The following is a 12,345-nucleotide window of genomic DNA, read 5'->3' on the forward strand; positions in this document are numbered from 1 at the left end:
GATCCTTGAACCCGCAGGCATTTTTGTCGACACTATCGGCATGTTCCTGCGCTTCAAGACACGTAACCAAGACGGCAAGGTCCACCGCTACTGGAGCGTGGTGGAGAACCGACGCGTCGCCGACGGGCGGGTCGTGCAGCGGCAGGTGCTGTACCTGGGGGAGACCAACGACGCCCAGCGGGCCGCGTGGTGTCGTTCGATCGAGGTGTTCGATGAGGACCGCGGCGAGGCCACGCAGATGGCTTTGTTTCCCGAAGATCGGGCCGCTCCGGCGTTGGCGTGCGAGGTCGTGCAGGTCAAGTTGAGCGGGTTGCAACCGCGCCGACCCCGCCAATGGGGTGCCTGCTGGCTGGCCTGCGAACTGTGGGACCTACTGGACCTGGACGCCTTCTGGCAGCCACGTCTGCGGCCCAGCCGCAAGGGCACCCGCTGGCTGAACGTCTTGAAGACCTTGGTCGCCTATCGCCTGATCGATCCGGGCAGCGAGTGGCGCCTGCATCGCTCCTGGTTCGACCGCAGCGCCATGGGCGACATGCTGGGGGAGGACTTCGCCATTGCCGAGAGCGACACCCTCTATCGCTGTCTGGACCGGCTCGTGGTGCATAAAGATGCGCTGTTTTCCTATTTGCAAACACGCTGGTACCAACTCTTCGAGGCCTGCTTCGACGTCCTCCTGTACGATTTGACCAGCACCTCGGCACGAGTGCGGCCCTCCCGCATCGGGCAAACGCAAATTCGGCTACAGCCGGGACAAACGCTCGGACTGCGTCCAAGTGGTCATCGCCCTGATCGTCACCCCGGACGGCTTTCCCTTGGCCTATGGGGTGCTGGCCGGCAACACCCTCGACAAGCAGCCCCTCAAGGACTTCCTGGCCAAGATTGAACGCCAGTACGGCAAGGCCGATCGGGTATGGGTGATGGATCGGGGCATTCCCACTGAAGAGACCCTGGCGTTGATGCGCGACGCGCAGCCCGCCGTGCACTATCTGGTGGCACGCCCAAAGGCCGTTTGACCGAGCTGGAGAGATCCTTCCTGGCCCAGCCATGGCAGGTCGTACGCGAGCAGGTAACGGTCAAGCAAGAAAGAGGCCGGGCACGCGGATGGGTTGGTCAGTCTGCGCCTACTCGAGAAAGATGAAGCGGTCACTCCCGAGACTTTCACTTTTACTCTCAACCGCAAGAAGCTGCGCTAGGTTCGCCGCCGTGAGGACCACTACCTGTTGCGTACCAATCTGACCAATGACAATCCGACGTAACTGTGGACTTGGTACATTCAGCTCACCGAGTTCGGGCAGGCCTTCAAGGAGTTGAAGGGCGACCTAAGCATCCGCCCGATTTACCATCAATTGGATCGACGCATTGAAGCGCATATCTTTGTCGCCTTCCTGGCCTATTGCCTGCAGGTCACCCTCAAAGCCCGCCTGCGCCCCCTGGCTCCAGGGCTGACGCCACGCTCCGCCCTGGAAAAATTCGCCGCCATCCAGATGGTCGATGTGCATCTGCCTACGACCGAGGATCGCACCCTGATCTTGAGCCGCTACACCGAGCCGGAACCTGAACAGCAGCTCTTGCTGGAGCGCCTGCGGCTGAGACTGCCCGAACAACCTCCGCCAAAGATCACATCCCAACTTCAAGCCCAGATCGCCTAAGCGTCTTATAGTGCCGACCTTCGCCGATGCCATGTCGGCAGGTCAATGGGTTACGTCGATTTAGGGCTCGAATAGCGGAAGTCGGGTTAGCGGTGATGACCACCAGGGGCGGTGGTCCGACCTGGTGCCGCACCGAGGCATCCAGGTAGGGCACGGTGAAGGCGCCGTTGCCGAGGACCTCCAGCAGGCCGTTGGGTAGGTCCGGCTCGGCCTTGTCGATTTCGTCGATGAGCAGCACGGCGCCCTGGTCGGGCGTCCAATCTGGAGACCGCGGCTCGGGGGCGCGCAGCGGATGGCGGCAATAGGCGTGCAGGCGTTTGGCGCAGTCATAGTCGAAAGTCCACCAAAGCACGCCGGGGCTCAGCTAGCGCCGGGGGTCCAGGGCCCGGCGCACCTCGGTCGCCCGCGCCGCCCCCAGGGTCTGGGTCTCGCCGAGCCGGGCGATGGCATCGAAGCGCCACAGGAGGTCCTGGGGTTCGCTACGGGCATGGACCACCGCTGAGACGAACAGGCGCCCGCAGGCGACGGCCGCTGCGCGCGCCAACTGGCTTCTTACCCACACCCGGCTGACCGCGCACCAACAGCGGTCGCCCGGCGGCGCTGGCGGCCTGGATGGCGTAGGCCTCCCGCTGCTCGAAAACATGACAGGACTTCGGCCAGGAGCCGGCGGCGGGAGTCGCAGAGTTGCCTAAACGAAGAATCAAGGGCTGAATCCAGAATACATTGCTTTCGGTGGGATCGGGAAAGGCGCTTCGCGACGAATAGCTTGGCGTGGGTGTGCTCTCATCGGTTGAGATAAGGAGGGGCAGCGTCAACGTACTCAAGAAACCGAGATCGGTCTGACCGCCGCGCACCCAATCCAGAATGAACTGATACAGGTCCGGGCAGGCCTCCCAGCGTCGATACAGCTCGGGATGGAATTGGTAGATGTAGGCCGCGACGAGCAGGCACGTGACCTCCTCATCCATGGCGTCGGGCGCGGCACTCCCGGCAATCTGCCGCCCCAGGATCGACCCCCATCCGTCGCAACAGACTCGATCACCCACTGGTTCATGCCCAGCACGAAGACGCAGTTGCGCAGGGTGAGATAGATCTTGAGACCCTCCAGCAGGCGGAAGGCGGCCTCACCCTCGCAGCGGTTCAGGTCGTCGATCGGGACCACGAGGCGAGGCGCCGGTTTCCCGGGCTCGGGGGCCGGGAGCAGTTTGTCGATAGCATCGGCGAGGAAGGCGCGCATGGTGTGGGACGGCAGCGCGGTGGCCAAATGGTCCCGCTCCCATTTCTCACCGGCCTCCTGGAGCTTGGACGGCCTGGATGCCGATCTTCTTGGTAACGTCCTCCAAGACCAGCAGCGTTCTGAGAATGGTCACCTCCGCCAGCTTTGCCGCCCCGCTGCGCAGTTTGCTATGCCAGGCAAGTTGGGAGCGGATCTCCTGCAACAGTGCAACCACGGGGACGGACTCATGCTGGTAGCACCAGGACTCGAACCAGACGGCGTGAACATGATCCGCTGGCGGGTCCGAGCGGACACAGTACGACGTATCGGCCCCTCGCCCTGCGGCGGGTAGTCGCCGGTGAGATAGAACTGTAACTGGCGCAGGAAACTGGTCTTGCCGAGCCCCCAATCCTCATTGATACCATAGACTTGGGGCGGTTCGCAGGTCGTGACCGCGTCGCCGACCTCGCGCACCAGTCAGTCGCGGCCCAAGCGGTCGATCAGCGTCGGTTCGTCGTTGTGAAGAGCCATGGGGATGGGCCAGTAGCGGGGTTTGCGATCCTTGAGCCGCAATTCTATACCCGGCCGGCACGGCTTGGGGCGAGGAAAAGCAGGATCTACCATCGGCCTGCTGACGAGGGGCAAATTGGTTTGTCTTGACTGGTTGGCGTTTCGCCGACCAAGCGGTACACTCCAGCCATGCGCTCCCTCAGCCCCTTCATCATCAATCGCACCACCGGGACTCCAGGCGCGGAGCGCCTGACACAGGCGTGACACCGCTGGAGCGGTGTCACGAGGGTGGGGTGAGGTACCGATCAAATGGGTCTAGTCACGGCCAAGGTCTTATTGAAGAATCCTCGCAAGGGCGATTTGCGGCCGGTCGAAATGGATGCATTGGCCGATACGGCGGCCGTTCATCTCTGCCTACCGGAGCATGTGCGGATGCAACTGGCGCTGGAAGATATCGATCGCAAGGAGGTGACGATCGCCGATGGCAGCAGACGACTGGTGCCTTACGTCGGGCCGATCGAGGTCCGCTTCAAGAACCGGGTCGGATTCGTCGGTGCCCTGGTGATGGGCGATCAGACGCTCTTGGGCGCCATACCCATGGAGGATATGGACCTGATCGTCATTCCGAATACCAGAACCATTGATGTCAATCCCGGCAGCCCGAACATCGCCACCTCGATCGTGAAGTTGGCCGTGTCGGCGCAGAAAACGTGATCTGCACAGCGTGGCCCGCGAGATGACGACCTACTTGAAATATTTTCTTCGACTCGGAGTCCCGAAAAGCCCTTGGTCTTATTGGTACCGCGGACAGAAACTCGTCGCACTGGCGGGGATGGGGCTGGGCATGGTGGTCATGGCGCTCTTTGTCATGCTGACTTCGGGGGTTGGGCTCTTCCCGTTGGTGCTGGCACTGGCACTCGACCATGTCATTATATTGTTGCCCCTGTTTTACATCATGCTCAGGTGGTCACTGCCCAGCTATCTACCGCTCTCATTTGCCGATTGGTTCATGCTGAAGCAGTTCTTGTGGATCGCTGTACCGGGAATCCTGGCCGTGAGGGTCTCGACCTTCTGCGTGGCAATGATGGCCGGCAGCGACACCGCGCGGGGGTTGAGGTCGGTGTGCAGTAGGGCCGGAGAAGTGCCAGCGAAAGCGGCAGAGTGAAGATGGCTGCAAACGACCAGACCGGACGCGGAGCGCCCGCCCGGCATTCCCACGCTGGAGTTTGGGAACGAGAAGAACTCGAGGCGCAGAGCGCCAGACACAGGCGTAACACCGCGGAGCGGTGTTACGAGAGGCGCATCTTTTTCCCGCGCGGAGCGCGGGAAAAAGACTAGTTCTTGGTCTTGTCGACCAGTTTCTTGGCCTTGATCCAGGGCATCATTTCGCGCAGCCGCTCGCCGACGATTTCGATCTCATGCTCCGAACCCAGGCGGCGCAGGGCCTTCATCTTGGGCGCGCCGGCCTGGTTCTCCAGGATGAATTCCTTGGCGAATTCACCGGTCTGGATCTCGGTCAGGATGCGCTTCATCTCGGCCTTGGTCCCATCGGTGATGACCCGCGGGCCGCGGGTGAAATCGCCATACTCGGCCGTGTTGGAGATCGAGTAGCGCATGTTGGCGATGCCGCCCTCGTAGATCAGGTCGACGATCAGCTTGACTTCGTGCAAGCACTCGAAATAGGCCATCTCGGGGGCATAGCCGGCCTCGACCAGGGTCTCGAAACCCGCCTTGATCAGCGAGGTCACGCCGCCGCACAGCACCGCCTGCTCACCGAACAGGTCGGTCTCGCACTCCTCTCGGAAGCTGGTCTCGATGATCCCGGCACGCCCGCCGCCATTGGCGCTGGCATAGGCCAATGCGACCTCGCGGGCCTGGCCGGAGGCGTCCTGGAAGACGGCGATGAGTGACGGCACACCGCCGCCCTGGGTATAGGTGGAACGCACCAGATGCCCGGGGCCTTTGGGCGCGATCATGATCACGTCCAGATCGGCACGCGGCTCGATCTGACCGAAATGGATATTGAAGCCGTGGGCAAAGGCGAGCGCGGCGCCCTGCTTGATGTGCGGGGCGATATCCTCGCGGTAGATGCGTGCCTGGTGCTCGTCCGGGGCCAGCAGCATGACCACATCCGCCGCGGCCACCGCGTCCTCAATCGACTTGACCGTCAGGCCGGCATTGGTCGCCTTGGCGGCGGACGCCGAGCCCGGGCGCAGACCGACCGTCACCGAGACGCCCGATTCCTTGAGGTTGTTGGCATGGGCATGGCCCTGGGAGCCGTAGCCGATGATGGCCACCTGCTTGCCCTGGATCAAAGAGAGGTCGGCGTCTTTGTCATAATAGACGTTGATGGACATGGGAGATTCCTGCGTTAGAATGGTTTAGTCGCAAAGCAAAGAAAATGGACGCAAATCGGCAATTTGCGTCCATTCGCGTGCAGTTGCGGCGCAATTGAGAAACTAGAGGGTCAGGCCCTTTTCGCCGCGGGCGATGCCGGTGGGGCCCGAGCGGACCACCTCGACGATCAGCCCCTTGGGCACGGCGTCGATGAAGGCGTCCAGCTTCTTCGAGGCGCCGGTCAATTCGACGACATAGCTCGAATCGGTCACGTCGATGATCTTGGCGCGGAAGATGTCGGTCAGGCGCTTGAGCTCCTCGCGATTCCCGGCCTCGGCGCGGACCTTGATCATCATCATCTCGCGCTCGATATGCGGACCCTCGGTCAGATCCAGCAGCTTGACCGTATCGATCAGCTTGTTGAGCTGCTTCTTGATCTGCTCGACGATCTCCTCATTCCCGGTGGTGACCAGGGTCATGCGCGAGAGGGTCGGATCGTCCGTCGGCGCAACCGTCAGCGACTCGATATTGTACCCGCGGGCCGAGAACAACCCGGCCACTCGCGAGAGTGCGCCGGCCTCGTTCTCCAGCAATACGGCAATGATGTGTCTCATCTCAGGCCAACTCCCTCTCGGACAGGCTGGGCGGTAGGTGCATCTCGTGCTGCCCCTTGCCCGCCGCGATCATCGGATAGACGTTCTCGGTGGGGTCCACGACCACATCGAGGAATACAAAACGGTCCTTCATGGCGAACGCCTCCTGCATGGCGGCCGCCAGGTCGCCCGGGCGCTCGACACGCATCCCCACATGACCGAAGCTCTCCGCCAACTTCACGAAGTCCGGCAGTGCATCGACATAGGAATGGGAATAGCGGCTGCCGTAGAAGAATTCCTGCCACTGCCGCACCATGCCCATGTAACCATTATTCAGCAGGATGACCTTGATCGGCAGGTTGTACTGCTTGCAGGTCGCCATCTCCTGGATGCACATGAGGATACTGGCATCGCCGGAGATACAGGCCACCTGCGCCTGCGGAAAGGCGAGTTGCACCCCCACGGCCGCCGGCAGACCGAAGCCCATGGTGCCCAGGCCGCCCGAGTTGATCCAGCGCCGCGGCTTTTCGAAGGGATAGAACTGGGCCGCGAACATCTGGTGCTGACCCACGTCGGAGGTCAGATAGAGATCGCCGTGCGTGACCTTATAGAGCGTTTCCACCGCGAATTGCGGCTTGATCTTGTCGCTCGCGCGGTCGTAGTGCAGACAATCCACCCGCCGCCAGGCCTCGATCTTCTCCCACCAATCCGCCACCGGCCGCACCGCACTCGCCGCCGGCGCCTGTTCCTTCCACAACCGCAGCAGGTCCGTCAGGACGCTCGCCACCTGCCCCACCACCGGCACGTCCACGCGCACGTTCTTGGAGATCGAGGACGGGTCGACATCAATGTGGACGACCTTGGCATGGGGGCAGAAGTGCTCGATCTTGCCGGTCACCCGGTCATCGAAACGGGCACCGATGGCGATCAGTACGTCGGTCTCGTGCATGGCCATGTTGGCCTCGTAAGTCCCGTGCATCCCCAGCATCCCCAGGAATTGGGGGTCGGTCCCGGGATAGGCCCCCAAGCCCATGAGCGTGCTGGTGATCGGAAATCCGGACAGGCGCACGAGTTGAGTCAGCAGCGCGGACGCCTCGCCCAGGACCACGCCACCGCCGGTGTAGAAGATCGGACGCTTGGCCTGGAGCATCAGCTCGAGCGCCTTCTTGATCTGCCCCAGGTGCCCCTTGTCCGTCGGGTGATAGGAGCGCATCCGCAGGTCGCGCGGGTAATCGTAGGGGATTTTGACATTCGGGTCGGTCACATCCTTGGGAATGTCCACCACCACCGGCCCCGGACGCCCAGTGGTCGCGATATAGAACGCCTTGCGCAGGGTCACCGCCAGGTCACGCACATCCTTCACCAGGAAGTTGTGCTTGACGCAGGGGCGGGTGATGCCGACGGTGTCGACCTCCTGGAAGGCGTCGCTGCCGATCACCGGCGTGGGCACCTGGCCGGTGATGCACACCAAGGGAATCGAGTCCATATAGGCCGTGGCGATCCCGGTCACGGCGTTGGTCGCGCCGGGCCCCGAGGTCACCAGACAGACACCGCACTTGCCGGTCGCCCGGGCATAGCCGTCGGCCGCGTGGGTGGCACCCTGCTCGTGCCGAACCAGGATGTGTTTCACCTGATCCTGCTTGAACAGGGCATCGTAGATGTGCAGGACCGACCCGCCGGGATATCCAAAGACGTACTGGACCCCCTCGTCGATCAACGCCTGGACGAGGATCTCGGCACCGCTGAGCTGCACCGCGTTCGGTTCCACCTTAAGCCACCTCCAAAAGTGAGACCAGTCGCGCCGCGCCGCCGAGCGGACCTATCCGTGCCCGCAAGATGGGGACGGGGCCGGTTACCGCACAGACCGGGGCCGCAGACTGGATAAGCAGTAAGAGAGCTTGTTCAAAAGGGGTTCACGTTACAGGAGACGTGCGCCCAGGGTCAACACCCGGGCCGCGGCCGGCCGGATTTGCGGCAACCGCAGTCCCATCGGGCAGCCCGCCGGATAGCAGCGCCGAACATTCCCACCGCCCCCCCTCCCGGGCCATAATTGGCGCCATGATTGAGCGATCCCAACCCACTGACACCACCAGGCCCCGGCCGGGCACCCGCACACGCACCCTGGCGTTCGCGCTGGCCTGCGCCTGGCTTGCCGCCACCCCCTGCCAAGCTAAGGGAGAGTTGTACCGCTGGGTGGACGAGTCGGGCACGACGGTCTACTCGCAACGCCCACCCCCGGGGACAACCCCGGCCAAACCCATCAAACTGGACCCGCCCCCCCCGGCAGCGCAGGTCGAGCAAGCCGACGAGCGGCTCCGCGGCCAGGCGGAGCGGGATGCCGACCAGCGTGCACAGCAGGCCCGCGACGCCGCTGAGGAGCGCCAGAAGGCAGCCGATCAGGTCGCGCGCCAGGCCGCTTGCGCGGCGGCCCGCCGGAACCTGGAGGCCTTTGAGAAGCATGGCAACGAACGCCTGCAAACCGCGGAAGGCAAAATCGTGACCTTCTCCAAGGATGAACTCGCCAGCCAGAAGGCAGAGGCGCAAAAGCAAATCAAGGAATACTGCAAGTAGGCCGAGACCCGGCCGGCGCCGTCGACGGATTTGTGTCCAGGCCCCGCGGACCCTAGACTAGCGCCCTTTTACCTCGGCACCTCCGGCCCCATGCGCACCTCGCAGTTTCCACTCCAGACCATCAAGGAGACCCCGGCCGACGCCGAGGTCATCAGCCACCAACTCATGCTGCGCGCGGGCCTGATCCGCAAGCTCGCGGCCGGCCTCTCTACCTGGCTGCCGCTCGGCCTGCGGGTCCTGCGCAAGGTCGAGCGCATCGTGCGCGAAGAAATGGACCGCGCCGGCGCGCTCGAAGTGCTGATGCCGGCGGTACAACCCGCTGAATTATGGCAGGAATCCGGGCGCTGGGAGCAGTATGGCCCGGAGCTGCTGCGGTTCAAGGACCGCCACCAGCGTGAGTTCTGCTTCGGCCCCACGCACGAGGAGATCATCACCGAGTTGGCCCGCAACGAGCTCAAGAGCTACAAGCAGTTGCCGATCAACCTCTACCAGATCCAGACCAAGTTCCGCGACGAGATCCGGCCCCGCTTCGGCGTCATGCGCGCCCGCGAATTCCTGATGAAGGATGCCTACTCGTTCCACGCGGATGATGAGTCGCTCGCCGCCACCTACGCCGTGATGCACGCGGCCTACTCGCGCATCTTCACCCGCTGCGGGCTCGACTTCCGCCCGGTCCAGGCCGACACCGGGAGCATCGGCGGCAACGCCTCGCATGAGTTCCACGTCCTGGCCTCTTCCGGCGAGGACGCGATCGCCTTCTCGTCCGACGGCGAGTATGCCGCCAACGTGGAATTGGCCGAGGCGCTCGCCCCCGCAGCGGCAGCGCCGGCGCCGACAGAGGAGGCGCGGCTGGTGGACACCCCCAACGCCCGCACCATCGCGGACTTGGTCGAACAGTTCGGAGTCGCAAGCGAGCGCACCGTCAAGACGTTGGTGGTGGCCGCGGCCGAGGGCGTCCCCGGCGGGCTGGTGGCGCTCCTGGTCCGCGGCGACCACGAACTCAACGCGGTCAAGGCCGCCAAGCTCCCCGAGGTGGCCGTGCCCCTGCGCATGGCGACCGAGGGCGAGATCCGCACCGCCATCGGCGCCGGCCCCGGTTCACTGGGACCCAAGGGGCTGACGCTTCCCTGCATCGTCGACCGCGCCGTCGCCGTCGCCGCTGACTTCACCGCCGGGGCCAACACGGACGGCAAACACTGGTTCGCCCTCAACTGGGGCCGCGACCTGCCCCTGCCCGCGGTCGCCGACATCCGCAACGTAGTGGAGGGCGATTTGAGCCCCACCGGCACGGGAACATTGAGTATCGCCCGCGGCATCGAGGTCGGTCACATCTTCCAGCTCGGGCGCAAATACAGCGCCGCCATGAAGGCCACGGTCCTGGGCGAGGACGGCCGGGCGCTGACCATGACCATGGGCTGCTACGGCATCGGCGTCTCCCGGGTGGTGGCCGCCGCCATTGAGCAAAACCATGACGAGCGCGGCATCTGTTGGCCCGCCCCCATTGCCCCCTTCACGGTCGCACTGCTGCCGATGAAGCTCGGTAAGTCCTACCGGGTGCGCGAGGCCACCGAGCAACTGTACGCGGACCTGCAGGCGGCCGGGATCGAGGTCCTGCTCGACGATCGCGACGCCCGCCCCGGCTTCATGTTTGCCGACATGGAGTTGATCGGCATCCCGCACCGGGTGGTGGTCGGCGACAAGGGCCTGGACGATGGGGTGGTCGAATACAAGGGCCGGCGCGATGTCGACATGCAGTTGATCCCGCTCGCGGACATCGTCGCCTTCCTGGTCGAGCGGCTGCGGCCCGCGGCCTGATTTTTCACGATTCAACAGGAACTCCAGACCCTCCCCATGCCTAAAGATGCCTCTTTCGATCGCGCTCAACTCCTGTCCTGCGGGCACGGCGAGATGTTCGGCCCGGGCAATGCCCAGCTGCCGGTCCCCAATATGCTGATGATGGACCGGGTGGTCCGGATCGCGAACCATGGCGGCGCCAACATGAAGGGCGAGATCATCGCGGAACTCGATATCAACCCGGAGCTGTGGTTCTTCCAGTGCCACTTCCCCGGCGACCCGGTCATGCCCGGTTGCCTGGGACTCGACGCACTCTGGCAACTGGTCGGCTTCTATCTCGCCTGGGTCGGCAACCCGGGCCACGGGCGGGCGTTGGGCGTCGGCGAGGTCAAGTTCACCGGCCAAGTCCTGCCCACCGCGTCCAAGGTCACCTACCACATCGACATGAAGCGGGTCATCAGCCGCAAGCTGGTGCTGGGCATCGGTGACGGCGTCGTGCAGGTCGACGGGCGAACCATCTATACCGCCAAGGACCTGAGGGTGGGGCTGTTCACCTCCACCGAGGGCTTCTAGGTTTTATTTCTTGACCTTCCGGTCAAGAAATAAGACATGCTCTTATCGATTCCCACGCTTGGCCGTGGTTCTCCCGCTCCTACGCTCTAACCCCTCGTTCCCACGCTCCGCGTGGGAATGCAGCCTCGGCCGCTCCAGCGGCGCGTTGGCCCGACGCGGCACACTCTCACGTGGAAGCGTGGGAGCCAGAAGAATTTGTTCCATAAGATCTTTGGCGATCACTCTTAAGCGCAGCTTTCTGTTATCTTTTCCGATTTGCTTTAGCGATCTATACTCGCAGCTTGGTTTGTCCGCGGATTTCTTGTAAGACTGTATCGGTTCGCCATTTACGTCGATCTGAATTGAGTTATTGATTCCCAGATTTGACAGATGGCAAACGCGAAGAATACGGCACCTTTCACGTAATAGCCCATCAGCTTTTAGCCTAGCAACGGACTCCCTTGCGTTCTCTCCACAGCACATAATAAAATCAGTGATTTCGCCAAGTTCGCTGGCAAGCCGCGCTAAATTGCCGGCATCTAGAATTTCAGGAAGTGTTGCCTGCCGGCGGTCAGTTCCTCCTGCCCCAACGAACTCCACTTTACTCCAAGAGTTCCCTACCGTTATCTTTCCTCGCTGGAAACCAGGCATGGCGTCATCGACAGTCAGTGACAGCAAAATTTCCTCCAAATTACATCCTGTTTGACCAGCGGCCGGTCTATTAGCCCTCTATTCTTCCTTTCCCGGACACGAGAGAACGACAGCAATTCTCGATTGCGAACTCTTTTCGTACTGTGCTGAAGTGTCCATTTGTTTTCCAAACGCATAAAACTTAAGCGGCAAGGGGATAACCAGGGAAGTACACGCCAACTGACCGACTCTCACAGCATCACATCGGCCGCCAATCGCTCCCAGGGAGCGACGAGGCGCCCGTCTTTCCGGAGGACTAACCCGTTGGCCTCCAGCATCGCCACATCATCGCGCACCCGCTGGTCATCGCGACCCAAATCGCGCGCCAGGGCGGCCACGCTGTCGGCCCCATGGCGATCCACATGCCGCAAGAGTTCGAGGCGCTGCGGGGTCAGGGCCGACAGCAGGGTCTCCAAGGTCAGGAAGGTCAGGA

The 12,345-nt window shown here is 63.0% G+C and carries 12 protein-coding genes and 3 pseudogenes; 6 read left to right on the top strand and 9 right to left on the bottom strand.

Going from position 1 to position 12,345, the window contains the following annotated elements:
* The first annotated feature begins 40 nt into the window (after window positions 1–40).
* Window positions 41–1,649 (top strand): annotated as a pseudogene (locus QZY44_RS03215) (IS1634 family transposase).
* Here the strand turns inward: QZY44_RS03215 and QZY44_RS03220 are convergent.
* The 5 genes and pseudogenes from QZY44_RS03220 to QZY44_RS03235 form a co-directional block, all read right to left on the bottom strand.
* On the bottom strand, window positions 1,618–2,001 hold the full coding sequence (locus tag QZY44_RS03220) for a hypothetical protein (protein ID WP_295442171.1): 384 nt from the start codon (window positions 1,999–2,001) through the stop codon (window positions 1,618–1,620). The pseudogene QZY44_RS03215 and the gene QZY44_RS03220 sit on opposite strands and share 32 nt — an antisense overlap.
* 12 nt (window positions 2,002–2,013) lie before the next feature.
* Window positions 2,014–2,193 carry a hypothetical protein gene (locus QZY44_RS03225; RefSeq protein ID WP_365303166.1) on the bottom strand — a complete coding sequence of 60 codons (180 nt, stop codon included), beginning with the start codon at window positions 2,191–2,193 and terminating at the stop codon, window positions 2,014–2,016.
* Window positions 2,129–2,617: a hypothetical protein gene (locus QZY44_RS03230; RefSeq protein ID WP_295442174.1), complete on the bottom strand. Its 489-nt coding sequence runs from the start codon at window positions 2,615–2,617 to the stop codon at window positions 2,129–2,131. The genes QZY44_RS03225 and QZY44_RS03230 overlap by 65 nt, the downstream gene beginning before the upstream one ends.
* A 74-nt stretch (window positions 2,618–2,691) precedes the next feature.
* Window positions 2,692–2,886, bottom strand: a pseudogene (locus QZY44_RS35585) (P-loop NTPase fold protein); the annotation flags it as partial.
* 46 nt (window positions 2,887–2,932) lie between these two features.
* Window positions 2,933–3,100, bottom strand: a complete 168-nt coding sequence (locus tag QZY44_RS03235; protein ID WP_295442177.1) for a hypothetical protein — start codon at window positions 3,098–3,100, stop codon at window positions 2,933–2,935.
* Between the two features lie 707 nt (window positions 3,101–3,807).
* On the opposite strand from QZY44_RS03235, the gene QZY44_RS03240 reads away from it, so the two are divergent.
* Window positions 3,808–4,089, top strand: coding sequence for a hypothetical protein (locus QZY44_RS03240; protein WP_295442180.1), 282 nt, complete (start codon window positions 3,808–3,810; stop codon window positions 4,087–4,089).
* A 22-nt stretch (window positions 4,090–4,111) separates the two neighbouring features.
* On the top strand, window positions 4,112–4,540 hold the full coding sequence (locus tag QZY44_RS03245; RefSeq protein ID WP_295442182.1) for a hypothetical protein: 429 nt from the start codon (window positions 4,112–4,114) through the stop codon (window positions 4,538–4,540).
* 169 nt (window positions 4,541–4,709) lie between these two features.
* Here QZY44_RS03245 and ilvC read toward each other — a convergent pair whose 3' ends face one another.
* From ilvC to ilvB, 3 genes are all read right to left on the bottom strand, one after another.
* A complete protein-coding gene (ilvC, locus tag QZY44_RS03250; RefSeq protein ID WP_295442198.1) occupies window positions 4,710–5,726 on the bottom strand; it encodes a ketol-acid reductoisomerase in 1,017 nt (338 codons plus the stop codon).
* 108 nt (window positions 5,727–5,834) lie between these two features.
* Window positions 5,835–6,326: an acetolactate synthase small subunit gene (gene ilvN, locus QZY44_RS03255; protein WP_295442184.1), complete on the bottom strand. Its 492-nt coding sequence runs from the start codon at window positions 6,324–6,326 to the stop codon at window positions 5,835–5,837.
* 1 nt (window position 6,327) lies between these two features.
* Window positions 6,328–8,058 carry a biosynthetic-type acetolactate synthase large subunit gene (gene ilvB / locus QZY44_RS03260; RefSeq protein ID WP_365303171.1) on the bottom strand — a complete coding sequence of 577 codons (1,731 nt, stop codon included), beginning with the start codon at window positions 8,056–8,058 and terminating at the stop codon, window positions 6,328–6,330.
* A gap of 305 nt (window positions 8,059–8,363) precedes the next feature.
* Here ilvB and QZY44_RS03265 point away from each other — a divergent pair, with 305 nt between their 5' ends.
* The 3 genes from QZY44_RS03265 to fabA all read left to right on the top strand — a co-directional run bounded on the left by QZY44_RS03265 (window position 8,364) and on the right by fabA (window position 11,243).
* Window positions 8,364–8,876: a DUF4124 domain-containing protein gene (locus QZY44_RS03265; RefSeq protein ID WP_295442190.1), complete on the top strand. Its 513-nt coding sequence runs from the start codon at window positions 8,364–8,366 to the stop codon at window positions 8,874–8,876.
* Window positions 8,877–8,966: 90 nt separating this feature from the next.
* Window positions 8,967–10,691 carry a proline--tRNA ligase gene (locus QZY44_RS03270; RefSeq protein WP_295442192.1) on the top strand — a complete coding sequence of 575 codons (1,725 nt, stop codon included), beginning with the start codon at window positions 8,967–8,969 and terminating at the stop codon, window positions 10,689–10,691.
* A gap of 36 nt (window positions 10,692–10,727) precedes the next feature.
* Window positions 10,728–11,243, top strand: coding sequence for a 3-hydroxyacyl-[acyl-carrier-protein] dehydratase FabA (gene fabA / locus QZY44_RS03275; protein WP_295442195.1), 516 nt, complete (start codon window positions 10,728–10,730; stop codon window positions 11,241–11,243).
* Between the two features lie 860 nt (window positions 11,244–12,103).
* Here the strand turns inward: fabA and QZY44_RS03280 are convergent.
* Window positions 12,104–12,345 (bottom strand): annotated as a pseudogene (locus QZY44_RS03280) (hypothetical protein); the annotation flags it as partial.

This window comes from uncultured Thiodictyon sp., from assembly GCA_903837595.1.
Lineage (GTDB): Bacteria > Pseudomonadota > Gammaproteobacteria > Chromatiales > Chromatiaceae > Thiodictyon.

What these genes read in the sequence shown, in the direction of transcription:
- QZY44_RS03230 (WP_295442174.1), bottom strand. Translation starts at nt 2,617, where the DNA reads ATGGATGAGGAGGTCACGTGCCTGCTCGTCGCGGCCTACATCTACCAA.
- QZY44_RS03240 (WP_295442180.1), top strand. Translation starts at nt 3,808, where the DNA reads ATGCAACTGGCGCTGGAAGATATCGATCGCAAGGAGGTGACGATCGCC.
- QZY44_RS03245 (WP_295442182.1), top strand. Translation starts at nt 4,112, where the DNA reads ATGACGACCTACTTGAAATATTTTCTTCGACTCGGAGTCCCGAAAAGC.
- ilvN (WP_295442184.1), bottom strand. Translation starts at nt 6,326, where the DNA reads ATGAGACACATCATTGCCGTATTGCTGGAGAACGAGGCCGGCGCACTC.
- QZY44_RS03265 (WP_295442190.1), top strand. Translation starts at nt 8,364, where the DNA reads ATGATTGAGCGATCCCAACCCACTGACACCACCAGGCCCCGGCCGGGC.
- QZY44_RS03270 (WP_295442192.1), top strand. Translation starts at nt 8,967, where the DNA reads ATGCGCACCTCGCAGTTTCCACTCCAGACCATCAAGGAGACCCCGGCC.
- fabA (WP_295442195.1), top strand. Translation starts at nt 10,728, where the DNA reads ATGCCTAAAGATGCCTCTTTCGATCGCGCTCAACTCCTGTCCTGCGGG.